At 58.9% G+C, this 24,368-nt stretch carries 24 protein-coding genes and 1 tRNA gene; 14 read left to right on the forward strand and 11 right to left on the reverse strand.

Going from position 1 to position 24,368, the window contains the following annotated elements:
- Positions 1-259 precede the first annotated feature (259 nt).
- Positions 260-1,030 (forward strand): NYN domain-containing protein, encoded by a 771-nt coding sequence (locus ACESMK_RS19010; protein ID WP_373001995.1) that lies wholly within the window; start codon positions 260-262, stop codon positions 1,028-1,030.
- A 68-nt stretch (positions 1,031-1,098) separates the two neighbouring features.
- On the opposite strand, the gene ACESMK_RS19015 is transcribed toward ACESMK_RS19010, so the two are convergent.
- The 4 genes from ACESMK_RS19015 to ACESMK_RS19030 form a co-directional block, all read right to left on the reverse strand.
- A tRNA-Phe gene (locus tag ACESMK_RS19015) sits at positions 1,099-1,174 on the reverse strand.
- 121 nt (positions 1,175-1,295) lie between these two features.
- Positions 1,296-1,568, reverse strand: a complete 273-nt coding sequence (locus ACESMK_RS19020) for an oxidative damage protection protein (protein WP_008169302.1) — start codon at positions 1,566-1,568, stop codon at positions 1,296-1,298.
- 75 nt (positions 1,569-1,643) lie between these two features.
- Complete coding sequence (gene mutY / locus ACESMK_RS19025) at positions 1,644-2,711, reverse strand: A/G-specific adenine glycosylase (RefSeq protein WP_373001997.1); 1,068 nt, start codon at positions 2,709-2,711, stop codon at positions 1,644-1,646.
- A complete protein-coding gene (locus ACESMK_RS19030) occupies positions 2,711-4,873 on the reverse strand; it encodes an AsmA family protein (protein ID WP_373001998.1) in 2,163 nt (720 codons plus the stop codon). Before ACESMK_RS19030 ends, mutY begins: the two co-directional genes overlap by 1 nt.
- Before the next feature lie 193 nt (positions 4,874-5,066).
- On the opposite strand from ACESMK_RS19030, the gene ACESMK_RS19035 reads away from it, so the two are divergent.
- From ACESMK_RS19035 to hisF, 5 genes are all read left to right on the forward strand, one after another.
- Complete coding sequence (locus ACESMK_RS19035; RefSeq protein WP_373002000.1) at positions 5,067-5,528, forward strand: SRPBCC family protein; 462 nt, start codon at positions 5,067-5,069, stop codon at positions 5,526-5,528.
- Between the two features lie 116 nt (positions 5,529-5,644).
- Positions 5,645-6,238: an imidazoleglycerol-phosphate dehydratase HisB gene (hisB, locus tag ACESMK_RS19040; RefSeq protein WP_007153401.1), complete on the forward strand. Its 594-nt coding sequence runs from the start codon at positions 5,645-5,647 to the stop codon at positions 6,236-6,238.
- Between the two features lie 43 nt (positions 6,239-6,281).
- On the forward strand, positions 6,282-6,923 hold the full coding sequence (hisH, locus tag ACESMK_RS19045) for an imidazole glycerol phosphate synthase subunit HisH (RefSeq protein WP_373002003.1): 642 nt from the start codon (positions 6,282-6,284) through the stop codon (positions 6,921-6,923).
- The gene (gene hisA, locus ACESMK_RS19050; RefSeq protein WP_373002005.1) at positions 6,917-7,654 is read left to right on the forward strand and encodes a 1-(5-phosphoribosyl)-5-[(5-phosphoribosylamino)methylideneamino]imidazole-4-carboxamide isomerase; all 738 of its coding nucleotides are present in this window, start codon (positions 6,917-6,919) and stop codon (positions 7,652-7,654) included. The genes hisH and hisA overlap by 7 nt, the downstream gene beginning before the upstream one ends.
- Before the next feature lie 9 nt (positions 7,655-7,663).
- On the forward strand, positions 7,664-8,437 hold the full coding sequence (gene hisF / locus ACESMK_RS19055) for an imidazole glycerol phosphate synthase subunit HisF (RefSeq protein ID WP_373002007.1): 774 nt from the start codon (positions 7,664-7,666) through the stop codon (positions 8,435-8,437).
- A gap of 126 nt (positions 8,438-8,563) precedes the next feature.
- On the opposite strand, the gene ACESMK_RS19060 is transcribed toward hisF, so the two are convergent.
- From ACESMK_RS19060 to gpmM, 4 genes are all read right to left on the reverse strand, one after another.
- Positions 8,564-9,379, reverse strand: a complete 816-nt coding sequence (locus ACESMK_RS19060; RefSeq protein ID WP_373002009.1) for a divergent polysaccharide deacetylase family protein — start codon at positions 9,377-9,379, stop codon at positions 8,564-8,566.
- Positions 9,376-10,785, reverse strand: coding sequence for a S41 family peptidase (locus ACESMK_RS19065; protein ID WP_373002011.1), 1,410 nt, complete (start codon positions 10,783-10,785; stop codon positions 9,376-9,378). The genes ACESMK_RS19060 and ACESMK_RS19065 overlap by 4 nt, the downstream gene beginning before the upstream one ends.
- A gap of 97 nt (positions 10,786-10,882) precedes the next feature.
- Positions 10,883-12,016: a murein hydrolase activator EnvC family protein gene (locus tag ACESMK_RS19070; RefSeq protein WP_373002013.1), complete on the reverse strand. Its 1,134-nt coding sequence runs from the start codon at positions 12,014-12,016 to the stop codon at positions 10,883-10,885.
- Between the two features lie 20 nt (positions 12,017-12,036).
- Entirely contained in the window at positions 12,037-13,584 is a 1,548-nt protein-coding gene (gpmM, locus tag ACESMK_RS19075) for a 2,3-bisphosphoglycerate-independent phosphoglycerate mutase (RefSeq protein ID WP_373002015.1), read from the reverse strand.
- A 147-nt stretch (positions 13,585-13,731) separates the two neighbouring features.
- Here gpmM and ACESMK_RS19080 point away from each other — a divergent pair, with 147 nt between their 5' ends.
- The 8 genes from ACESMK_RS19080 to ACESMK_RS19115 all read left to right on the forward strand — a co-directional run bounded on the left by ACESMK_RS19080 (position 13,732) and on the right by ACESMK_RS19115 (position 21,888).
- On the forward strand, positions 13,732-14,148 hold the full coding sequence (locus ACESMK_RS19080; RefSeq protein WP_373002017.1) for a rhodanese-like domain-containing protein: 417 nt from the start codon (positions 13,732-13,734) through the stop codon (positions 14,146-14,148).
- 144 nt (positions 14,149-14,292) lie between these two features.
- Entirely contained in the window at positions 14,293-14,796 is a 504-nt protein-coding gene (gene secB / locus ACESMK_RS19085) for a protein-export chaperone SecB (RefSeq protein WP_373002019.1), read from the forward strand.
- A 144-nt stretch (positions 14,797-14,940) separates the two neighbouring features.
- The gene (locus tag ACESMK_RS19090; RefSeq protein WP_373002021.1) at positions 14,941-16,950 is read left to right on the forward strand and encodes a TonB-dependent receptor plug domain-containing protein; all 2,010 of its coding nucleotides are present in this window, start codon (positions 14,941-14,943) and stop codon (positions 16,948-16,950) included.
- Between the two features lie 37 nt (positions 16,951-16,987).
- Positions 16,988-18,112 carry an HmuY family protein gene (locus tag ACESMK_RS19095; RefSeq protein WP_373002023.1) on the forward strand — a complete coding sequence of 375 codons (1,125 nt, stop codon included), beginning with the start codon at positions 16,988-16,990 and terminating at the stop codon, positions 18,110-18,112.
- Between the two features lie 3 nt (positions 18,113-18,115).
- On the forward strand, positions 18,116-19,186 hold the full coding sequence (locus ACESMK_RS19100; RefSeq protein ID WP_373002025.1) for a hemin-degrading factor: 1,071 nt from the start codon (positions 18,116-18,118) through the stop codon (positions 19,184-19,186).
- The gene (locus tag ACESMK_RS19105; RefSeq protein ID WP_373002027.1) at positions 19,186-20,040 is read left to right on the forward strand and encodes a hemin ABC transporter substrate-binding protein; all 855 of its coding nucleotides are present in this window, start codon (positions 19,186-19,188) and stop codon (positions 20,038-20,040) included. The genes ACESMK_RS19100 and ACESMK_RS19105 overlap by 1 nt, the downstream gene beginning before the upstream one ends.
- On the forward strand, positions 20,030-21,067 hold the full coding sequence (locus ACESMK_RS19110) for a FecCD family ABC transporter permease (RefSeq protein ID WP_373002029.1): 1,038 nt from the start codon (positions 20,030-20,032) through the stop codon (positions 21,065-21,067). The genes ACESMK_RS19105 and ACESMK_RS19110 overlap by 11 nt, the downstream gene beginning before the upstream one ends.
- Entirely contained in the window at positions 21,067-21,888 is an 822-nt protein-coding gene (locus tag ACESMK_RS19115) for a heme ABC transporter ATP-binding protein (RefSeq protein ID WP_373002031.1), read from the forward strand. Before ACESMK_RS19110 ends, ACESMK_RS19115 begins: the two co-directional genes overlap by 1 nt.
- Here the strand turns inward: ACESMK_RS19115 and trmL are convergent.
- The 3 genes from trmL to ACESMK_RS19130 all read right to left on the reverse strand — a co-directional run bounded on the left by trmL (position 21,846) and on the right by ACESMK_RS19130 (position 24,362).
- The gene (gene trmL / locus ACESMK_RS19120) at positions 21,846-22,310 is read right to left on the reverse strand and encodes a tRNA (uridine(34)/cytosine(34)/5-carboxymethylaminomethyluridine(34)-2'-O)-methyltransferase TrmL (protein WP_373002033.1); all 465 of its coding nucleotides are present in this window, start codon (positions 22,308-22,310) and stop codon (positions 21,846-21,848) included. The genes ACESMK_RS19115 and trmL overlap by 43 nt on opposite strands.
- 5 nt (positions 22,311-22,315) lie before the next feature.
- Entirely contained in the window at positions 22,316-23,494 is a 1,179-nt protein-coding gene (locus tag ACESMK_RS19125) for an acetyl-CoA C-acetyltransferase (RefSeq protein WP_373002035.1), read from the reverse strand.
- A gap of 121 nt (positions 23,495-23,615) precedes the next feature.
- Positions 23,616-24,362, reverse strand: coding sequence for a pteridine reductase (locus tag ACESMK_RS19130; protein WP_373002037.1), 747 nt, complete (start codon positions 24,360-24,362; stop codon positions 23,616-23,618).
- Positions 24,363-24,368 lie beyond the last annotated feature (6 nt).

Genomic DNA, 24,368 nt, shown 5'->3' on the forward strand with positions numbered 1-24,368 from the left:
GTATCCCTAAATTAGATCTAAAAAAAGGTCTATAAAAAGGTCGAAAAAAGAGTGTTGGTTAAAAATTATGAGAGCCTTGTGGCGGCCGACACTACTTCAAATAGAGCCAAAATGTTTCAAATTAAGGGCTTGTAGGATTCCTGGGGCCCTCGGATATCTGGCTCCCTATGCGGTATGCTCATGGTTCATCAGGGCAGGTGGTGGACCTTATAGGAAAAGCGCCGATACTAATCAACGAATCAACAACATGGATGTCTGAATGAAGGATCTAGATCAGCATAAGAAGATTGCGGTACTGATTGATGCGGATAATGCTCAGCTCTCGAAACTTCCGCTCATCCTCGAAGAACTGTCGTCTCACGGTCACGTTGTCACCAAGCGTGCATACGGTGATTGGTCGATCGAATCATTAAAGAACTGGAAGACCGTTCTGAATGAACTGGCGATCCAGCCAGTCCAGCAATTTGCCTACACCAGGGGTAAAAATGCCACAGACGCCTCAATGATTATCGACGCGATGGATCTCCTCTACTCCAAAAAATTCGATGCATTCGCTCTTATTTCTAGCGATAGCGATTTTACCAAGCTGGCCTCTCGCCTTCGCGAGGATGAGATCTACGTTTTCGGTTTTGGTGAGCACAAGACGCCGACCTCATTCAGGAATGCCTGTGATGACTTCCTTCTTACTGAGAACCTTGCTGTGGACGAGGTTGAGGAGGCGCCCGCAAAGCCCAGTGCTGCTAAGCCTGAAAAGCCAGTCAAGTCGACAAAACAACAAGAAGAAGTGCCTGAGATCGTGAGGCTACTGAGGCGCGCATACGATCATGTCCAGGATGATCAGGGGTGGGCTCACCTGGGTGGTGCTGCATCGTTCCTGAAACGAGCAAAATCTGATTTTGATCCTCGGACTTATGGCGCCAAAAAGTTCTCAGACTTGTTTGCGGATTTGGGTGACTACTTTGAGCTGAGGAAGCAATCTGCGACCTCTGGCATCAAAGCCTATCGCCCAATTAGAGAGGGAAAGAAATAAGCATGGATGCTTGGTGGACACCAGAAACAACAAAACCCGCACAAGGCGGGTTTTGTCTGAATTCTTAATGGTGCCCGGAGGCGGAATCGAACCACCGACACGGGGATTTTCAATCCCCTGCTCTACCAACTGAGCTATCCGGGCATGTTGCGCTACTGCTGTGCAACGGGGCGCTATTAAACCGGTTTCGATGTTTTGAGTCAAGGCTGAGCCTGAAAAATTTCTGAATCTTTTCAGGCATGCTCAGGCTTTGATCAATCCGGGGTTATTGTTCCGGTGGAACGTAGCCTTCGGCCTTGTCGAACGGCTCGTTGTTGAAGAAGTGTTCCATCTGCGCCTGCAGGTACTTGCGGGTGTTCGGGTCCATCAGGCTCAGGTGTTTCTCGTTGATCAGCATGGTCTGCTGGGCCTGCCATTCTTCCCAGGCCTGCTTCGAAATATTTTCGAAAATGTCCTGTCCCTTGGCGCCAGGCATTGGCGGGAAGTCCAGGCCTTCCAGTTCTTTCTGGTATTTGCGGCAGAAAACGGTACGGCTCATGGTGGCTCCTGTTGGCAAATGTTGCTGGCGGTGATGATAACAGATCGTTGCGGGTGAGGGCGCTAGCGGACCGGATCAAAGCAGTGCGGCTTGCTCCGGTTCGGTAAGCAGCGACCGGATCGGCGCTGGCAGACCGAGGTTCAGGGCTTCGTGGCGGTGCAGCCATTTCAGATGGTCTTTGTCTTCTACGGTTTTAGCGCCACCGGTAACACTCAGGCGGGCGGGCTGTATGTGCAGGTGGTAATGGGAGAAGGTGTGGCGGAATCCGCTGATCAGCTCCGGCTCTGCGCAATCGAGCCCCAGGTTCTGTTCACAGGCTTCCTGGAGCTCATCTGCTCCGTAGGCCGGGTCCAGTTCCGGCAGGCTCCAGAGGCCGCCCCAGATGCCGCTGGGCGGGCGACGCTCCAGCAGGATGCGCCCTTCGCCGTCCTCGAGGATGACCATCCAGGTGGTTTTTTCCGGCTTGGCCTTTTTCGGTTTGGAGCCCGGGTAGCGCGTTGCTTCGCCGTCGGCATAGGCCCGGCAGCCATCCTGTAGTGGGCAGCTGTCACAGGCCGGCCGGCTTCGGGTGCACACCATGGCGCCCAGGTCCATGATGCCCTGGGTGTAGTCGCGTACCCGTTGTTCCGGGGTATGCTCTTCGGCCCGTTGCCACAGCTGGTTGAGAACAGCGGTCTGCCCGGGCCAACCGGGGATGGCATGGTAGCGGGCCAGCACGCGCTTGACGTTGCCATCGAGAATGGCGGCGCGAATGCCGAAGGCCTGGGCCAGTATGGCGGCTGCGGTGGAGCGGCCGATTCCCGTGAGGGATTCAAGTTCTTCCTGGGTTTGCGGAAACTCGCCATCGAAATCGCGAACCACCGTTTGCGCGGCTTTCTGCAGGTTCCGGGCCCGGGCGTAGTAACCAAGGCCAGACCAGTGGCTGAGTACGTCATCCACGGGGGCTTCGGCCAGGGCGTGGACCTCCGGAAAACGTTTCATGAACGCCTCAAAATAGGGGATAACAGTGGTCACCTGGGTTTGCTGCAGCATGATTTCCGAGACCCACACCCGGTAGGCGTTGCGGTTGTGATGCCACGGCAGGTCGTGCCGGCCGTGGCTGTCGTACCATTGCAACAGTTTGTCGGCGAAACGGTCGGGCATCAGTTGAACAGGCCCTTCAATTTGTCGCCAAGCTCGTCCTGCAGCTTCTCTTTGGCTTTTTCTTCCACTTTGTCCCTGGCTTTGTCCACTTCCTCGCGCGCCTTGGCCTTGGCCGCGTTCTCAGCCATGGTTTTCAGGGTATCCCGGAAGCGCGAACCGTCGAACGAGCAAAGCCCGGCCGGGTCCTCGGCGAAGTTGCCCCGGCACTCCACAGGAATTACTGCGTTCTCTACATACTCGGTGACTCGGCAGGCGTTGTCGCGATGGATTTCGCCTACGATTCTCAGGCCTACCTCATAGTCGATCTGGCTCTGTTTCATGTCGACCGTGCCGTTGCCCTCGAGGCGCATACCGGCCAGTGCAGCCACCAGATCGGTGTTGTTCAGGGTGTTGCCGTTGATGTCCAGGGTGCCGCTCATGTCGTTGAACGGTGTGCTTGTGCCCCAGTCCGTGGTTGTCAGCTCATCCTGGTTGACCAGGGCGATACCCTGGCAAGCCATGCGGGTCAGGTTCATGCGGCGGAACTCGCCCTCTGCCAGGTTAAAGCTGATCTGGCCGTCAGCATTGCTGCGAAGTGCCGAGATGCGGTTGCCGGTGGTGGTGGCATTCACTTTCAGGTTGGCGCCGCCGCCAAGCATGTCCACTTCTGCCAGGTCTGTGAGCAGGGGCAGGGTTTGCACGTTGGTAACATCTGAACCCACGCTCCATTTCGGGTTGTCGCTGCGGGCGTCAATGGTCACGTTGGCGCCAAAGCTGCCCTCGTAGAGTTTGCCGCTGAACTCATCAACCTTTAACAGGCCGTTTTTGGCTGTGGTGCTGGCCTTGATTTCGTTGATGGTCAGGTTGCTGACAATCAGTTGGCCGAGGCCCAGATCAATATCCAGCAACAGGCTGCGGATGGTTTCCAGGGGCAGCAGATCGCCTTCCGGTCCGGTTGCAGCGGGCTCCTCGGATGCGGTTGCCTCTTCAGGCTCTCCCTCGGCTGCGGGTGGCAGGTAACGGTCGGCATTCAACTGGTCGCCTTGCAGGTTGAAGACGATGCCGGTATCAGCAAGGTTGTAGCTACCTGAGCCGTTGAAGGTGGTGTCATCGAGTTTGAAGGTCAGATCGGTCAGTTCCACCTTGCCGGCCTGGCCGCCAATGCCGGTCGAGAACGATACGGCTTCAAGCACATCGGCGTCGCGGGTTTCCACAGCGGGTTGGCCGAGTTTGTCCAGCAGATTCTTGAGGGAGAACTCTGAGATGGATACTTCGCCACTCAGGGTTGGTTTGTCACCAAAGCCATTGATATTCAGGTCTGTGTTGAGGGAAAGGTTGGCCAGACTGGCGGTAAAGCCGCTAAGGGTAGCGGTTTCATTCTCCAGGTTGGCGGTGGCAGAGCCCTTGAGTTCGGCTGTCACCTCTTTGCCTCCGAATGGTTCGCCGGTCATGTCGAACACGGCATTCAGGCCGGATACGGCAAATTCGTTGAGGGCTTCGTTGGCTGCAAGGCGGGCACTGATGCTGCCATCCACCTCAAATGTGGGCTGGGTGGTGGCGACGCGGAATCCGATTTCCAGGGGGAACTCGGAACCCAGGGTGATGTTGCTGGCACTGACAGTGAAGTTATCAAGCGTCACCGACTGTCCGGTGCTCTTGTCGGTGTAATGCACCTGGGCGTTACTGATCTGGACGTTTTCAACATTGAAGTTCAGGGCCTCGCCGCCGCCCTGGTCGTCCTGTGCCTGCTCATCCTGGGTACCGGCTGTTTCTTCGGGGGATTCGCCGGCGGCCTTCTCGGGCATGATGCGGGTCCAGTTGCCGTTGCCCTGCTCGTCCACCTCAAGGCGGGCATCCAGCCCGTCCAGTACAAAGGTGTTCACCTGTGGTGACATGGCAATCAGGGACCAGAAGTCGATCTGGGCAACCAGCCTTTCCAGTGCAACGAAGCGGTCGCCCTCCAGGGTAGCCTCAACGGAGTTCAGCTCCAGACCCAGCGGGATGAAGGACCAGCCAATATCGCCTTCCAGAACAAGATCCAGGTTCGTCGCATCCTCAACGGCCTGTTCAATCTGTGGTTTGTAGTCGTTGGGATTGATCACGGCCATGGCGATGGCAACGGCGGCCACCGCGAGAATGATCAGTGCAACGACGGCAATCAGCACATAACGGACGGCTTTCATGATTCAGGCTTCCTTCCTAATGTTGGGGGCTTGCAGTATTCGTGGCGAATACCGACGCCAATGACCCAAAGGATAACGCAGGGTTAACAAATTAACAGCGCAGGAGTATGACAATGCGGTAGTGTTGGGCCAAAATACACCTCCCTGATTTTCGGACTACATTGATACCTATAAACACAAGAAGGAGTTGGCCGTGGCTATTACCGTTTCGATTGAGCTGAACCGGGAACTTGAGATTCCGGGAAGCTATGATGAAGTGTTTGACCTGCTGGCGGATGTGCCACGTTCTGCCAGCCACTTCCCCAAGGTCCACAAACTGACCGATCTCGGCGACAACACCTACCGCTGGGAAATGGAAAAAGTCGGCGTGGACAAGCACGCGATCCAGTCTGTATACGCCTGCAAATATCATTCGGATAAAGAGGCGGGCAGGATCACCTGGGAGCCTGTGAAGGGTGAGGGCAACGGCGTTGTAAGCGGGTCCTGGACAGTCAAGTCGAAGGGCGAGAACGCCACTGCGGTGAAGTTCCAGACCAGTGCCGAGCTGACCCTGCCGCTGCCAAGCCTCCTTAAACTGGCGATCAGTCCGGTGATCAAGCACGAGTTCAACAGTCTCGTAGACACCTACATGAACAACCTCAAAAAGGCGTTTTAACCGCACTTCGCTATCACAGCGATTAAACCGGTTGTGGGACTCGGGCGGACATAAAAGGTATAATCGCCGGATAGAATTTTTCCGGCGTTATGCCACTCAATTGTTACGGAGTCCCCATGGCCGAACGTAAGGCTCGGGTAGAACGAAATACCCTTGAAACCCAGATCACCGTTGAGATTGATCTCGACGGCACCGGCAAATCCAGTTTCGACACCGGCGTGCCCTTTCTGGAGCACATGATGGACCAGATCGCCCGTCATGGTCTGGTGGATCTGAATATCGTTTCGAAGGGCGACCTGCACATTGACGACCACCACACTGTGGAAGACATTGGCATTACCCTGGGCCAGGCTTTCAAGCAGGCCGTTGGCGACAAAAAGGGTATTCGCAGGTATGGCCACGCTTACGTGCCGCTGGACGAGGCCCTCTCACGGGTGGTGATTGATCTGTCAGGCCGCCCTGGCCTGATGATGGATGTGCCCTATACCCGGGGTGCCGTGGGCGGCTTTGATGTTGACCTGTTTGAGGAGTTCTTCCACGGCTTCGTGAATCACTCCATGGTGACCCTGCACATCGATAACCTGAAGGGCAAGAACACTCACCATCAGATTGAAACCGTGTTCAAGGCTTTTGGCCGCGCTCTTCGCATGGCGATTGAAATGGACGAGCGTATGGCGGGTATCACCCCGTCCACCAAGGGCTCGCTCTGAGACGAATCGCTGTAACCGGTCACCCAAGGACACCGCAACAACCATGAAAACCGTTGCCATAATCGACTACGGCATGGGCAATCTTCACTCTGCCAAAAAAGCGGTGGAGCACGTTGCCCCGGACACCACCGTGCTGGTCACCGACAACGCCGACAAAATCCGCCAAGCAGACCGTGTCATCCTCCCCGGCGTTGGAGCCATCCGCGACTGTATGGCGGAAATGCATCGCCTTGGGGTGGTGGATCTGGTCCGCGAAGTCTCTCAGGACCGTCCGTTTCTTGGCATCTGCGTGGGCATGCAGGCTCTGATGTCCCGCAGTGAGGAAAACGGCGGCGTTGACTGTATCGGCCTGTTCCCCTCAGAAGTGCGTTATTTCGGTGACCACCTCACGGAAAACGGAGAGCGTCTGAAAGTACCCCACATGGGCTGGAACCAGGTGCAGCAGACTATTGATCACCCGCTTTGGTACAACATTCCTGAGGGTGACCGTTTCTACTTCGTGCACAGCTTCTTCGCAGAAGCCGAGGGCAACGCTGATATGGCGGGGCGCACCCACTATGGCGTAGACCTGGCGGCAGCGGTGGCGCGAGACAACATTTTTGCGGTGCAATTCCATCCGGAGAAAAGTGCCCGGGCGGGTTTGCAGTTGCTTGAGAATTTTACAAACTGGACTGGAAAATGCTGATAATTCCCGCGATCGATCTGAAAGACGGCAAATGTGTACGCCTTCGTCAGGGCAGGATGGACGACTCCACGGTGTTTGGTGACGACCCTGTCGATATGGCCACCCGCTGGGTGGAAGCAGGCGCCCGCCGGCTGCACCTGGTTGACCTGAACGGCGCCTTTGCCGGCGAGCCCGTCAACGGCGAAATTGTCCAGGCCATTGCTCGCAAATACCCCGATCTGCCGATCCAGATCGGCGGCGGTATCCGCTCTGCAGAAACCATCGAAGCCTACCTTAAGGCCGGCGTGCAGTGGGTGATCATTGGCACCAAGGCCGTGAAAGAGCCTGAGTTTGTCACCGAGATGTGCAAGAAATTCCCTGGCCACATCATCGTTGGCCTGGACGCCAAAGACGGCCGCGTTGCGACCGATGGCTGGGCGGAAGTGTCAGAGGTCATGGCCACCGACCTGGCCAAACGGTTTGCCAACGATGGCGTCGACGCCATTGTTTATACGGACATCAGCCGTGACGGCATGATGCAGGGCGTGAACGTGGAAGCGACCGCAGCGCTGGCAGAAGAGGGCGGGATTCCCGTGATTGCCTCTGGCGGCGTCACCAATATGGATGACCTGAAGCGTCTGTCCACCGTGGCGGACAAGGGTATCCTCGGTGCCATCACCGGCCGTGCCATCTATGAAGGTACGCTGGATGTGGCCGAGGCCCAGGCCTTCTGCGACAGCCTCAAGGGGTAAGGACGAGATATGGCTCTGGCGAAACGCATCATTCCCTGCCTGGATGTCGATAAAGGCCGCGTGGTGAAAGGCGTGAACTTTGTGGATATCCGCGATGCCGGCGACCCTGTGGAGGTGGCCCGCCGCTACAACGAGCAGGGTGCTGACGAGATCACCTTCCTCGACATCACGGCCAGTCATGAAAGCCGGGACACCACCTATGAAACCGTTGAACGGATGGCGGCGGAAGTCTTCATACCGCTGACGGTTGGTGGTGGTGTGCGCACGGTGGATGATATCCGCAAGCTTCTGAATGCCGGGGCCGACAAGGTCTCTATCAACACCGCAGCGGTCTTCAACCCGGAGTTTGTCCGGGAAGCCGCTGAGCGTTTCGGGAGTCAGTGCATCGTGGTCGCCATTGATGCCAAGCGGGTCAGCGAGGAAGGTGAGGCGCCCCGCTGGGAAATCTTTACCCACGGTGGCCGCAAGCCCACCGGGCTTGACGCCGTTGACTGGGCCCGCAAGATGGTGGAAATGGGGGCAGGGGAGTTACTGCTGACCAGCATGGACAGGGACGGAACCAAGATTGGGTTCGATCTGGGCCTGACCAAAGCCATCAGTGACGCAGTGATCGTGCCGGTGATTGCCTCCGGCGGTGTCGGGGAGCTTCAGCACCTCGCCGATGGCGTCACCCAGGGCGGTGCCGATGCGGTGCTGGCGGCGTCTATCTTTCACTTCGGGCAGCACACCATTCCTGAGGCGAAAGCCTTTATGAAGGCCCAGGGTATAGAGGTTCGCGAATAGGATGAATGATTTGTCGGATTACGACTTTGTCTAATCCGACCTACTGTCATCCGCGTGCATTCCTACCGTAGGTCGGATTAGGCAAAGCCGTAATCCGACAGCTTGCGTCTGATCCGACAGCCCAGGTTACTTTTTCCGTGCAAAAGCAGGCCGAATGGCCTGCTTTTCTCCCTCCGCAAACATCTCTCGGTTGCCGTTGCGCATGGCCCATAGGCCGCTGACGGTGGCAATGGCGATGCCCTGTTCATCGAGTTTCGGCAGGTTCTTCTCCAGATAATCCACGGTGACCTTGTGAGGATGGCCAATGCCGATGGCGCTGCCGTTTTCCCGGGCACGCTTGATCAGCAGCTTGAACTGGCGATCCACAAACTCCTCGGTCTGTTCATGGTCGAGAAACACATCCCGGGTCATGGTGGGAATCCGGTAGGCGGCGGCCACATCGCCGGCAATTGATGAGGCGATCGTGCGGCTGTCGATAAAGTAAACCGGGTATCGGAACAGTTCTTTCATCACCCAGTCCATGGGCTGAAGCTGTTGGGTCAGCAGGCTGCCCATGTGATTGTTGACGCCCCGGACGTAGGGGATGGACTGCAGCGCCCTGCGCAGGGTGGTTACCATGTTCTGCTCGTCCATATCCGGCGTCAGGCCGCCCGGGCCGAGGCCGTAATTGCGGGTGTTGGCCATCGGCGCATGCAGCATGATTTCCTTGTGCTGCTTGTGGGCAAGCCGGGCAAGGCTGTCCGTGTGCCGGCGATAGGGCAGGAAGGCCAGCGTCAGTGGCTGATCCAGGTTCGCCAGGCGTTTCCCTTCAACAAGGCTGTGGCCCATGTCATCAATGATGATGGCAATCGTTGGCGGTAGTGCCTGCTTCGAAGGCTCCGCCAGGGAAGGTGTGGCGGCAAGCCAAAGGGCAAGGGCCGCCAGAGAAGCCACTACTCTCACTGATCGCTTCCCTCTGCCTTGTCCTGTTTGTTGGAGTTCAGAATCCGGATGCCCTTGAGCAGGTTCAACGCTGAGCGCAACTGATAATCCCGGTCTGCCGGAGAGCCACCAGATGCGCCCTCTGCTTCGCTTTCACCTTCCAGTTGCTGCCCCTCATTCTGGCCCTCGAGGTGTCCGCTCAGGTCTGCCTCGGTAAAGAAGGGTTGGCTGTCGAGCTCTTTGAGCTCCGCCGGTCGCACTTCAATGTCCGGCTTGATTCCGGTTGCCTGGATGGAGCGGCCATCCGGCGTGTAATAGCGTGCGGTGGTCATCTTGATGGCGTGGGTCTCGTCCAGCGGAATAACCGTTTGAACGCTGCCTTTGCCAAACGATTTGGTGCCCATGACGACGGCGCGTTCATGGTCCTGAAGGGCGCCAGCGAGGATTTCCGAGGCGGAGGCGGAGCCACCGTTAATCAGTACCACGATGGGCGTGCCTTCCATGACATCCCCGGCCCGGGCGCTGAAGCGCAGGCGCGAACTCTGGATACGGCCTTCGGTGTAGACAATCAGCCCTTCGTCAAGGAGGGCATCTGCAGACTCTACAGCCGCCTGCAGTACGCCGCCGGGATTGTTTCGAAGGTCAATGATCAGGCCGTCGAGGTCCCGTCCCAGTTCGTTTTCCAGTCCGCTGAGGGCGTCCTTGAATTGTGAGCCGGTGTCTGCCTGGAACTGGGTAATCCGGACATAGCCATAGCCGTTCTCCAGCATCCGGGATTTCACGCTGGTGACCTTGATGATGTCGCGCTCCACGTCGATTTCGATGGGCGCGCTTTCGCCTTCACGCATGATGGTAAGCGTCAGGATGGAGCCCGGTTTGCCCCGCATAAGCTGCACGGCTTCTTCAAGGCTCATGCCTTTAACCGGTTTTTCGTCAAGCTTGATGATCAGGTCCCCGGCCATGACACCCGCCTTCTGCGCTGGTGTGTCGTCAATGGGCGCAATCACTTTTACAAAGCCGTTCTCCATACCCACTTCAATACCTAGCCCGCCGAACTCCCCGGAGGTGCTTTCCTCCAGCTCTTCATAATCCTTGGGGGCCAGGTAGGTGGAGTGGGGGTCAAGGTCGGACAGCATGCCTTTGATGGCACTCTCAAGCAGCTTGCGATCGTCCACTTCCTCCACATAGGCGTCTTTGATGCGGCTGAACACCTCGGTGAACTTGCGCAGATCGTCCAGCGGCAATTGTTTCTCGGGATCGGGCAGGCTGATTTCCACCTGCTCGCCGTTCTGGATGCCTTCCAGTAACTGTTCGGTGGTGGCGTCCTCATCCTGAGCCCAGGTCAGTCCGGAAGCGGTTGCGAAACAGGTAGCAAGAGCAATGCTGCGTAATGGAAAGGCGTGGAGTGTACTTCTGACCCGTTTCATTCACATATCCCGTTTTTATTCCGATAGTTGGACTGGATTTCCTGATTCAGGACAGTATGGCGTTACCTGCGGCGTTTGTCAGCCCTCCCGGGGACTCTCAGTTTGCCAGCCAGCGCCCCGGGTTGTCGGGTTTGCCATTGTGCCGCACTTCAAAGTACAGCGCCGGGGAGTCGGTGCCACCCGTGCGACCGGCCTGGGCGATAGGTTCGCCGCCAGCAACCCAGTCTCCGGGGCTGGTGAACAGGCTGCTGCTGTGGCCGTAGAGTGTCATGTAGCCGTCGCCGTGATCAATGATGGTAATCAGGCCAAACCCCCGGAGCCAGTTGGCAAAGACCACGCGGCCGTAGTGTATGGCACGAATCTCGGCTTCTTCTCCGGTACCGATAAGTAAGCCGTTGCGACGGAGTTTTCCATCGGCGTAGCGATCACCGAAGCGGCTCAGCACCTTGCCCTTCACCGGCCAGGGCAGTTTGTTGCGCAATGAAGCGAAGGGCTCGGATTCATTGGGCGAGGGAATGTTGTTGATTGCCTGCTGCACCTCTTCAAGCAGGTTTTCCAGCCGCTTGCGATCCGATTCCAGTTCTTCTCTCTCGCTGCGGCGATTCTTGATGTCGGCATTGAGGGCTGCCAGAGTCTGCTGTCGTTGGCGTCTGGACTCAGTCAATTCCTCCTGACGTTTGGCGACGCCTTCCTCGGTTCTGGCCAGCTCAACCCGGGTGGACTGCACGGCGGCCTGGGTGTTTCTGAGTTCCTGCAGGCTTTGCCTGAATGCCTCGAGGCGATTGACCGTGTCCTTGCTGAGGTATTCGTAGTAGGTCATGGTCCGGGCTATCTTGTCCGGATCAATTTCGTTCAGAAGAACCTTTACGGCCGGCGCATCCCCTTCCATCCAGGCCGCGCGGATCTGCTTCTTGAGGCTGTCTCGCTGGCGGTCGAGTGTGCGGGTTAGCTCCCGGGCTTCGTTTTCCAGTTCCCGGAGTTTCTGCTGTTGTTGCTCCGCCTGCTGGCGGAGGGAGCGACGTTCGCGGGTCAGGCGGCTGATCGTGCGTTCAGCCGTGGCAAGCTGCCGCTCCAGGTCGGAGCGGTCGGCTTCGGCGTCCTCCAGCCAGTCGTCGATGTCCTCAATGCGTTCCTTGAGTTTCTCGACCTGGGCTGGGGTGACGTCCTGCTGGGCGAGTGCCGGCGCTGCACCCAGAGACAGGGTGAGCGCCAGGATTGCGGAAAGTCGCAAAGGTTGGTTCCGTTCCCGGATCAGCTGATCTCAACCAGGCTGTGCCCGGTCATTTCCTCTGGTTGCTCCAGCCCCATCAGGGTGAGCAACGAGGGCGCAACGTCACTCAGGCTGCCGTCGTTCTTCAGCACGATGTTCCTATGGCCGGTGTATACCAGTGGCACCGGACCGATGGTATGGGCTGTGTGGACCTGGCCGGAGTTCGGGTCGGTCATCTGCTCGCAGTTGCCGTGGTCGGCCGTGATCAGTGCCTCGCCACCCACTTCATCCAGGGCTTCAACCACACGCTTCACGCATTCGTCCAGGCATTCGGCCGCCTTGATAGCTGCGTCCAGTTTGCCGGTGTGGCCAACCATGTCGCCATTGGCGTAGTTGCAGACCACCAGATCGTACTTGCCGCTCTTGATGGCCTCCACCAGTTTGTCCGTTACCTCGGGCGCGCTCATCTCCGGTTGCAGGTCGTAGGTGGCGACTTTCGGGGAGGGCACCAGGATTCGCTCTTCACCTTCGAACGGGGTTTCCAGGCCGCCGTTGAAGAAGAAGGTAACGTGGGCGTACTTCTCGGTTTCGGCAATGCGCAGTTGGGTCTTGCCCTGCTTCGCCATGTACTCGCCCAGGCCGTTGGTGAGCTGCTCCGGCGGGTAGGCGCAGGAGGCCTGGATGTCGGCTGCATACTCGGTCAGCATCACGAAATCCGCCAGTTCCGGGTGTTTCTTGCGCTCGAAACCGTCGAAGTCCTTCTCCACGAAGGTGCGGGTCATTTCCCGGGCGCGATCGGCACGGAAATTCATGAACAGCACTGTGTCGCCATCGTTGATGGTGCCTTCCGGCTCCCCCGCGGCGTGGATGCGGGTTGGTGCTACGAACTCGTCGTTCTCGCCGCGCTCGTAAGCCTGTTCCAACCCGGATACCGGATCGGCTGCGGTGAATTCTGCGGTGCCCTGGGTCATCAGCTTGTAGGCGGCTTCCACGCGATCCCAACGGTTGTCGCGATCCATGGCAAAGTAGCGGCCCACGATCGAGGCAACGCGGCCGACACCGAGGCTCTTGAGTCTGGCAGCAGCTTTCTCCAGCGACGGCTTGGCGCTGCGGGGTGGCATGTCGCGGCCATCGAGGAAGGCATGAATGTAAACTTCTTTCGCCCCGCGGGCCGCGGCCAGTTCGGCGGCAGCAATGATATGGTCTTCGTGGCTGTGCACGCCACCCGGAGACATCAGGCCCATCAAATGAACCGCGCGGCCGTTCTTAACGGCTTTGTCGATAGCTGCGCAGAGTACTTCATTGGTCTGGAACGTGCCTTCTTCCAGATCCTTGTCGATACGGGTCAGACTTTGATAGACCACGCGCCCTGCGCCGAGGTTCATATGGCCGACTTCCGAGTTACCCATTTGCCCCTGCGGCAGCCCCACAAACATGCCTGAAGTATTGATCAGGGTCTTGGGCTGGTTTTGCCAGAGATTGTCCCAGAACGGGGTGCTAGCGTTGCTGATGGCGTTGTCTTCAGCCGGGTCGCGGTGGCCCCAGCCGTCCAGGATAATCAGTGCAGTCGGCTTGCGCATTGCAGTCATCATTCAGTCCGGAAGTAAAATGTTAGTAAATTTACTAAAACGAAAATGGAGTCTATCTATTCTCGCATTTACTGGCCAGTTTCGTCACCTTCTGTCAGGGGAGCAGGCTGTGTATAATCCCGCCAAACTCATCATCAGGGTAAATTCATGGACCGGTTGTTTGAATTTGTCGTTAACCACTACATTCTTGTGTCGCTGTTCGTGGCATTTCTGGTTGCCATCCTCATTCTGGAGTCCCGTCGTGGTGGTGCCAAGATCTCGGCCCAGGGAGCGGTCAACCTGATCAACAAGGATGAAGCCGTTGTGGTGGACATCCGCGACCGCAAGGAATTCGCGGAGGGCCGCATTACCGGTTCCATCAATATTCCCCTGAACAGCCTGAAAAGCCGGGTAGGCGAACTGAGCAAGTTCAAGGACAAACAGATTATCGTTGCCGACAAGATGGGCCAGCACTCCGCCATGGCGGTCAAGCAACTGAACCAGGAAGGTTTCGGTAATGTCGTGCGCCTCAACGGCGGCGTTGCGGACTGGAAGGCCAGTAACCTTCCGTTGGTGAAGAAATAGGGCAGCTCTTGATCTGAAGATCATTCTGCCGCACTGTTTCACATAAGCCGGCCCGGCCTGAACGTAAAATGTCCCGGCAGCACGCTCTACAGCATCCCATAACAACGGGCCCCGAGCCCATGATCGAGAACGAAAGGACTGAAAATGGCTGAGAATCAGCAAGCCGCAGCAGGCAGTGACAACCAGAACCAACCACAATTTGCCCTTCAGCGCATCTATGTGAAGGACCTGTCTTTTGAATCGCCCAACTCCCCGCTGGTGTTCCAGGAGCAGTGGAAGCCGCAGGTAAACCTGGATCTGAATACCTCCCACAACAAGGTCAGCGACAACCAGTATGAGGTTGTGCTTTCCCTGACCGTCACCGCAAAAGTGGGTGAAAAGGTAGCTTACATCGTTGAGATCCAGCAGGGCGGCGTATTTCTGGTGCAGGGAATCGAGGGCCAGCAACTGGGCCAGATGCTGGGTGCCTACTGCCCGACCATTCTGTTCCCCTACGCTCGCGAAGCAATCGACGGAATCGTCAACAAGGGTAGTTTCCCGGCCCTGATGCTGGCGCCGGTGAATTTCGATGCAATCTATGCCCAGGCGCTCAAGCGCAAGCAGGAAGAGGCTGCGGGTGAGGCAAACGAAGAGCCGCAGACGCACTGATCGGCGGCAGGTGAAGCAGTAATAGAAGAACCGGCTCCGGCCGGTTTTTTTGTGCCTATATAAAAATTCCAGACCTGGCATTGATATAAATCTAAAATCAAACGATAATAGTTCTCACTAAGATCTGGTTCGTTTGGTTGGTTTATGCATTCTCGAAAATCACATCTATCGTTGTCCTGCGCTTCCCTGGTTGCCCTGGTTTCCACGCCAACATTCGCTGAAAGCGGGCCTGCCGGTTATCTGGATGAGCTTGTTGTTACCGGAACCCGCACCGAGCGTCAGCTGCTCGACACGCCGGTCCGTACCGAAGTGGTTACCGCCAAAGAGCTCGAGAAAACGCATGCCCGTAACCTGAAGGAAGCCCTGGAAAACGTGCCGGGGTTGCAGCTTCGGGAAATCCACGGCAAGCCCGGTTACGAGGTCTGGCTCCAGGGTATCGAATCTGACCGGGTGCTGGTTCTGATCGACGGTATGCCGATGACGACCACCACGGGGTCGACAGTGGACGTCAGCCAGTTGGCCGTACTGGATATTGAGCGGGTGGAAGTGGTCAAGGGGGCCGTCTCTGCCCAATATGGCAGCTCCGGTATCGGTGGCGTGGTTAATGTCATTACCCGTCCACCGGCCTCCAGGCTCTCGGGTCAGTTCACCACCGATGCTGGTAGCTATGGTGAGCAGAATCCCTCGGGTGATGAAGCCGGCCCCGCGCGATATTCGGCCCGAGCCACGGTCCAGGGAGGCAATGAACAGCTGGCCCTGCGTTTATCTGCCTCACGCCAGCATTCTGATGGCATTGATCCGGAACCGGAGACCTGGGCCCGCCCGGGTGATGAATACGATCGCACCGATCTCAGCTTCCGCACCGACTGGTCTCCGAATGGCAACCACCGGCTGAGTGCCGCGGTCGCCCGGTTCGAGGAGGAGTCCGGGTCACGGTTCACCGAACGCAACCCGCCGTTTGTCGTCAATCAGGGTAAGGATGAAACGGTCACTCGCACCCGCTATACCCTGTCTGGCGATCATGGTCGCAATTCCGATTTGCGTGCCGGTTGGTCCGCCGTCCATGAGATCCTGAACGACGATACCTTGAAGTATACCAGCGGCGGGGTCTTTGATGACCGTCGTGCCGAATCCATGTTGTCCCGTTTCTCGGCCCATCTGGGAAAACCGGTAGGGCTCAGTCACCACCTGCAGGGTGGTGTCGATTTCAATCGCGAAACGCTCAATCAGACCAAGGACGGCGCTTCCGAGCTGGGCGCAGAGCCTCGCCGACAACGCGAGAGTCAGGAAGTCTGGGTTCAGGACACCTGGATGCCCACCGCGAATCTTGAGTTGGTGCCCGGCGTCCGGTTCCAGAATGACTCCGATTTCGGAACCCACTCGGCACCGAAGATCAATGCGCGCTACGACCTGATCCGGACCGATTCCCTGACCGGCTTCCTTCGCGGTGGCGTTGGCGCCGGATACCGTGTTCCGAATCTGAAGGAGCGGCATTTCACCTTCGACCACAGCCAGCTTGGCTACATCGTGCAGGGGACTCCCGATCTGCAGCCGGAGGAGTCCGTCAGTTATCAGTTCGGCGGGGGGCTGTCCTGGAATCGGACGACGTGGCTGGAAGCGAACGCCTTCGTTAACGACATCGAGCAGTTGATTCAGACCTCACCCGATGCTGAGGCCACCCAGGCACGGAACGACGGTGTTCAGGTTTTCAGCTATGAAAATCTTGCCGAGGCAAGGACCTGGGGGGTCGAGACCACCGCTGGCTGGGAACCTTCAGAGCACTGGCGGCTCACCGCCGGCTATACCCTGACCCTAACCGAAGACGTGGCGACCGGCGATGAACTCAATCGCCGCCCGAGGCACCAGGCCCGCCTCGGGCTGGATGGTCCGCTTGGGCTACCCGGCCTGTCCTGGAGCGCCCGGCTTCGGTACCAGAGTGAGGAATTCGTGGATGCGGCCGCCGGAACCGAGTCCCCGGGGTATACAACGGGCGACCTGAAACTGAATTACCGGTTTTCAGACCAGCTCCGACTGTTTGCCGGGGCTGACAACATCACCGACGAACAGCGCGATTTTTCCAATGCCAGTGAAGATTTCAGACCCGTTGCCGGGCGCTTCCTCTACGCCGGGCTGACGGTTTCCTTTGGCGAATGATGCCTGACCACCAAAAAACGAAAGGAAGGAGATATCCATGGATCTTTTTGATACCAGACCCCCGGCCATTGTGCTGGCCGCCCTGGCTCTGACGGCTTGTGGCGGGGGCAGCGACAACTCCATCGCGGAGGACGATGCGGATAATGTCAGCCGTTTTTCCGAGCAGTTGATGCCTGCGGCTACTGAGACCGTCTACCTGAATCTGGAAACCGGAGAGATGGTGGAGGAAAGCGACGATTGGCACATCGCCGCCAACCGTTTGAACTTCAAGGTGAACAGCGGTGCTTCCGGCGGTGGAAGTGTTGGCGGCGCCCTGGCAATTACCCAGGACGATTTCTATGACGGTAGCGGTGATCCCGATGTGAACGTGTTCACCAACGCGACCGCCAACTCCGAGGAGGAGCATTTGCTGGGCATTCTCGAAGAGCCGGCGAGCTGGCAGGAGGATGCCTTTGCCAGTGCGTTTGGATCTTCAGATACCTGGTCTCAATACGATTTTGCCACGGGTGTGATCAGCGAGGCAGAGGATGTGGGTTATCTGGTGCGCTCTGCCGAGGGCAATAGCTATGCACGTATGCGAGTGGTGGATTTCAATTTTCCGACCCGTGAAGGGCAAGGCATTCAGGATTTCACGCTTGAGTTTGACGTGCAGGCCGCCGGCGACTCGGGATTCAGTGACACGGCGATCACTTTCACTCCGCCTGCAAGTTATGACGGCGGCGACGCGTGTTTCGATTTCGACGCAGCCTCTGTTGTCGATTGTGCCACCAGCGAAACCTGGGATGTCCAGATCGGTTTCTCCGACCGCGACTGGTACCTGAAATCCAACAGCGGGGTATCCGGCAATGGCAGTGGCGGCGCCTCCGACCCGATGACCTGGGCCGAACTTGCCGCCAATGACAGCGATCCGGGTGTTCCCCAGCTCTACAACACGGACTCAACTGGCGGGGTATTCACGGATAACACCTGGCACGCCTACAACCTGCTGGAACAACACAAGATCTGGCCAAACTTCCGGACCTTCCTGATCAAGGCGGATGCCGATGATCCTGAGTCCACGGTCTGGGCGATGCAGATTGTTGGCTATTACGACGAGAACGGAACCAGTGGCCAGCCCACCGTGCGTTGGCTGCCCGTTGAACTTCAGCAGGCCCAGGAGTAACCCATGCAACAGACAGCGATGGCAACAGGCACAACAACTGATTCGCTCGCAGCACGCTGGCGGGCACTGCAAGAAGCAGAGCCAAATATGAGGGTCCGTCAGATGGCGGATAAGTTGGGCGTCAGCGAGATGGAGCTGGTTCGGCTGCGTGGCGGCGACGCACTGATTCCTCTCAAGGACAATTTCGGGGATCTTCTCAAGGCCCTTGAAAGCGTCGGCCCGGTCATGATTCTGAGTCGCAACAACGAAGTGGTCCATGAAGTGACCGGCACCTTCAAGGATTTCACCAGCGGACGGTCTGGAGCCATGGGCCTTGCCGTTGGTGAGATCGATATCCGCGTCTTTTTCAAGCACTGGGCATTTGGCTACCGGGTGCAGGAAAAGGTTCGCTCCGGGTTGAGGGAGAGTCTGCAGTTCTTCGATCAGTACGGGGCTGCGGTCCACAAAATCTACCGGGTTGCCGATACCGATGGTGAGGCATGGGAGCGCCTGGTCCGTTCCTTCGCAGATCAGGAGCTGAGGCCGTTCAGGCCTCGGGGCGCGCGCCCGGTTCCTCCACGGGTGGCGCCAGAAGCGGTCAATACAGAGGTTCTTCGTGAGGGCTGGCGGGAGCTCAAGGATGTCCATCATTTCGGTGCGCTTCTGAAACGGGCCGGAACTGATCGGCTGACGGCGCTGGAGCTGTTGAGAGGCGAATGGGCGACCGAGCTTGAGCGTACTGATGGCGACGTGCTGGACAGGCTATTGGAGCTGCTTCGGGATAATCAGTGCCCGGCCATGTTCTTTGTCGGCAATCCCGGAATCGTGCAGATCTTCACGGGTAAGGTGGCGAATCTGCGCCGCACCGGTCCCTGGATGAACGTTCTGGACAGCGGGTTCAACCTCCATGCCAACACCGAGTCAATCCGGTGCTGGTGGCTGGTCCGGCGCCCCTCTGCAGACGGCATCATCACCTCTGTGGAGGCCTTCAATTCCGACGGCGAGCTGGTACTGACTGTGTTCGGTGAGCGCAAGCCTGGCATCCCTGAATCCGAACTTTGGCGGGAGCAGGCGGCGACCCTGGAGGCGTTGTGATGAAATCCCGGGTTGTTGCGTTGTTCCTGTTGGCGACGGTGTTCGTGTCTTCCGCGCAAGCGGGCGATCCGCCACGGGTTGTGACCGCTGACGGCGCCATTACCGAGATTGTTTACCGGCTGGGCCTGGAGTCACTGCTGGTGGGTGTGGACACCACCAGCGGATATCCGGAACAGACCGAGTCTCTTCCGAAGGTCGGTTACCTGAGGGCGTTGCCCTTTGAAGGAGTGCTGGCCCTGAAGCCGGATCTGTTGATTACCTCGGAGCAGGCCGCTCCGCAAGAGAATCTGGACCGCCTGGCAAGGGCAGGTGTTCAGGTGGAGAGGCTGCCTTCGGTCCGGACGCCGAAGGCAGCACTGGAGCGGATCGAGTCTGTAGGCAGCCTGCTCGGAAACGAAGCAAGGGCGGCCCGGCTCGCTGCTGAATTGCGGTCGAAGATCAACCGGATTCAGAAAGCATCGTCGGCGAGGGGAAATGAGCCAAAGGTGCTGTTTATTCTTGCGGCCGGTAATCACTCGGTGATGCTGGCGGGGGAAGGTACGGCTGCTTCAGCACTGCTGGATTCTGTCGACGCGGTAAATGCGGTGTCCGGGATCCAGGGCTACAAGCCGGCCAACCGGGAAGCCATCCTGGCCTCGCAGCCGGATGCCATTGTGATTGCGGAATCCACACCGGGCCAGTTCGAGATCCGGTCCTGGCCGGAGGTGGAGCGTCTTGAAGCCTGGCAAAACGGGCGCAGGCTGGTGGCAGACAGCATGATGCTGCTGGGTTTCGGTCCGCGCCTGCCCGATGCCATGGCCGCGGTGAATAGCGTCTTGCCTGCACCCTCCGATGTGGCAGCCAATGATTCGTGATGCCGCAGGCCGACTCGGTTTTGCGCCATACCTGGTGGTTGCGCTCTTGGCTGCGGTCCTGGTAGCCCTGGTGTCCATCACCAGCGGGGCCTACCCGCTGGCGGTTGCTGACATCCTGAGTGTGATTGCCGGCCGCGAAGCGAGCGATCCGGTGGCGTCGATGGTGCTGCTGGAGGTGCGAATGCCGAGATTCCTGCTGGGCTTTCTGGTCGGGGCCGTGCTGGCGGTCTCGGGGGCTCTGCTGCAGGGGCTGTTTCGCAACCCGTTGGCCGACCCGGGGCTGATCGGAGTCTCCGCCGGAGCCTCCCTGGCCGCCATTGCGGTGATTGTGCTGGGCAACACCTGGCTGGGTGGTTGGCTTGCCATGACCGGCGAATGGGCTCTACCCATTGCGGCCTTTTTGGGTGGCAGCTGTACTGTGCTGCTGGCCTGGCGCATTGCCGATCGGTCCGGGCAGACCTCGGTGGCAACCCTGCTACTTGCCGGTATCGCGATTAACGCCGTGGCAGGCGCAGCCACTGGTCTGCTGACGTTTTACGCCAACGATGAAGAGCTGCGTTCGCTGACCTTCTGGACCATGGGCAGCCTCGGCCACGCTGGCTGGGATGATCTGCTGGTGGGCGCTCCATTCATGCTGTTGGCATTGCTTGTCGCTCCCTGGCTGGCCCGTCCGCTGGATGCGTTTCTGCTCGGAGAGTCCGTCGTCGGGCACCTGGGATATCGCACCGATACCGTCAAGAAGGCCGCGATCCTGGTGGTTGGCCTGGGAGTGGGAGCAGCTGTTGCGGTCAGCGGACTGATCGGGTTTGTCGGCCTGGTGGTGCCCCACCTCGTGCGCCAGTTGCTTGGTGCCAGTCACCGGGTGGTGCTACCGCTCAGTGCCCTTGTGGGCGGCACACTTCTGGTGGCCGCGGATTCCCTGGCAAGGGTCGTGGTAGCGCCGGCGGAACTGCCTATTGGCCTGATGATGGCACTGATCGGCGGCCCCTTCTTTCTGGCGCTTCTGTTGAGAACAAAGGTGATCTGATGGTTCTTTCCGTTAACAACGTCAGTGTCTCCCTGGAGCGTTCCCGGATTGTCGATGGCATTGATTGCCACCTGAAAGCAGGGGAACTGTTGATGCTCCTGGGCCCGAACGGCGCCGGCAAGTCGACTTTGCTCAAGGCGATCAGTGGTGATCTTCCCTATGGTGGCAGCGTGACGCTTTCCGGCCGGGAACTCGGGCAATGGCGCCCGGAACGGTTGGCCCGTCAGCGTGCGGTAATGCCCCAGCGGGTGGAGGTAAATTTCCCACTGACGGTCGAGGAGGTCGTACAGCTGGGGCGGCCTAAAATGGCGCCAGACAGAAGCGACCTGGTGGTCGACGAGCTGATGAATGAGCTGGATATCGGTCACCTGAGGCACAGACTGGTGCCGGGTTTGTCCGGTGGTGAGCAGCAGCGGTTACAGCTGGCGCGGGTGCTGGCCCAGATCATCGACAGCCCGGGCGACAGATTGTTGCTGCTGGACGAGTGCACATCCGCCCTGGACCCGGCGCATCAGCAGATGGTGCTGGATCTGGTGCGCCGCCTGGCCAAGGCCGAGGGCATGGCGGTTCTGGCGGTTGTGCACGATCTGAACCTGGCGGCCCAGTTTGCGGATCGCCTGCTGGTGATGAAGGCGGGCCGGCTTGTCCACGAAGGCTCGGCGCGGGAGGTACTTACGCCGGAACTGCTGGAAACCGTCTACGGCTTCACCGCGAGAGTGGTCGAACTGGAAGAAGGCTACCCAATGGTGGTGCCTCGGCGCAGAGGGCCATCCGGCGCTTATACCGCGCCCGCGAATCCCAGCTGCCGCCAGGCCTCGTAAACCACCAGGGCTGCGGTGTTGGAGAGATTCAGGCTCCGGCTTTCCGGTTGCATTGGAACCCTGAGGCGGTGGTCGGGCAGAAGGGCCTCACGGATATCGGTGGGCAGGCCGCGGGTTTCCGGGCCGAACATCAGGTAGTCTCCGTCCTGATAGCTCACTTGATGGTAGTGGGTGCTGCCTTTGGTGGTCAGCCCGAACAGGCGTGCGGGTTGCTCGCTGGCCAGAAAGTCCTGGTAGTTCCTGTGGATCTTTACCGTGGCGTACTCGCTGTAATCCAGCCCGGCCCGGCGCATCTGTTTGTCTTCCAGGTTAAAACCCAGCGGTTCAATCAGATGCAGCTGGCAACCGGTGTTGGCGCACAGCCGGATGATATTGCCGGTATTCGGCGGTATCTCCGGCTCGTACAGCACAACGTGGAGCATGGAACTCAGCGCTCGACGGCCAGGGCAACGCCCATGCCACCACCGATGCACAGGGTCGCCAGGCCCTTGTGAACGTCACGACGAACCATTTCATGCAGCAGGGAAACCAGGATGCGGCACCCGGACGCGCCAATGGGGTGGCCCAGGGCAATGGCGCCACCGTTTACGTTCACCTTGCTGGTATCCCAGCCCATATCTCGATTGACCGAAATGGCCTGGGCGGCGAAGGCTTCGTTGGCTTCCACCAGGTCCAGGTCATCCGTGCTCCAGCCGGCAAGTTTCAGGCAGCGCTGGCTGGCAGGAATCGGTCCGGTGCCCATAATGGTCGGATCGACACCGGCGTTGGCGTGAGCCTTGATGGTGGCGATCGGGGTCAGTCCCAGTTCTTTAGCCTTTTCGGCGCTGCAGACCATGACGGCGGCAGCGCCATCGTTCAGGGATGAGGCGTTGCCGGCGGTGACGGTGCCATCCTTTTTAAAGGCCGGACGAAGATTACCCAGTCCTTCGGCTGTGACGCCGTCACGGGGGCCTTCGTCGCGGTCGACCACAATCGGGTCGCCTTTGCGCTGGGGAATGGAGACCGGGACAATCTGGCCGTCGAAATAACCGGCTTCGCGAGCGGCTGCGGCTTTCTGCTGGGAAGCGGCGGCAAAGGCGTCCTGCTCTTCACGGCTGATGCCGTACTTCTCGACGATGTTTTCGGCGGTGATGCCCATGTGGTAATCGTTGAAGGCATCCCACAGGCCGTCCTTGATCATGGTGTCCACCATGGACCAGTTGCCCATACGCTGGCCGTTCCGGCTGTTGGGCAGTACATGGGGCGCCTGGCTCATGCTCTCCTGGCCGCCGGCAATCATCATCTCGGCATCGCCGCATCGGATGGCCTGAACCGCCATGTGCACTGCTTTCAAGCCTGAGCCACAGACCTTGTTGATGGTCATGGCGGGTACGGATGCCGGAAGGCCGGCATTGATGGTGGACTGGCGAGCCGGGTTCTGGCCGCAACCGGCGGTAAGCACCTGGCCCAGCACCACTTCGTTGATCTGGTCGCCGGCAACACCGGTTTCTTCAAGCAGCGCCTTGATGACGGCGGTTCCCAACTGGTCTGCGCTCAGGCTGGAGAGACCTCCGCCAAAGGTTCCGATAGCAGTACGGCGGGCGGCAACAATAACGACATCACGCATGGGAATTCTCCGGATCAATGGCGCGCGCGGGGACTGGGCCGGCGCGTGCAGGGTTGAAAGCTGCAGGCATTGTACTCCGGAAAGCTGCGTCCGGCCAAAATGAGCAGGTCCGCAGGGAGGCTTACATGTTCAGGCTGCGGCCACCATCAACGGCAATGATCTGCCCGGTAATGAACGGCGCATCGCAGATCAGGAACGCGATGGTTCCGGCAATATCATCAGGATTGCCGGTTCGGGCCAGCGGGGTCTTGTCGAGAATCGCCTGCTGCGCGGATTTATCCATCTCGGCGTCGCCCTCGGGCCAGAGGATTGCGCCTGGTGATACGCCGTTGACCCGCACCCCCGGCGCCAGGTCTTTTGCCCAAGAGCGCGTGAGGGCCGCCAGGCCCGCCTTGCTGGCGCAGTAAAGTGGGTGATCATCGATGGGTCGTTCGCTGTAAATATCGATCAGATTTACCACGCTGCCGTGGTTTCGGCGCAGCTCAGGCAGGCACGATTGAAGCAGAAAGAACGGGGCCCTGAGGTTGGTGTTCAGAATCGTGTTCCAGTCGTCTTCGGTGGCGTCTGCGGTCGGAGTGGGGTAGAACACCGAAGCATTGTTGACCAGCGCGTCCAACCGATTCCAGTGGGCGAGAGCGTCGCTGGCCAGCCGTTTCACCTCGGATGTCTGGCTGAGATCAGCCTGGAGAGCGCAGGCGGAATCCGGCCGTTGCCGGTTCATGTCGTCGATCAGGTCCTGGGCCTGCTGTTCCCGGCTCCGGTAGTGAATCACCAGGTTCCACCCTCGCTGGTGGAGGGCCCGGGCCGTTTGTGCCCCAAGACGGTGAGCCGCGCCGGTGATCAGGGCAACGGGTGTTGTGGCTGCCATGGTGCT

It is taken from the genome of Marinobacter sp., from assembly GCF_041687235.1.
Taxonomy (GTDB): Bacteria; Pseudomonadota; Gammaproteobacteria; order Pseudomonadales; family Oleiphilaceae; genus Marinobacter.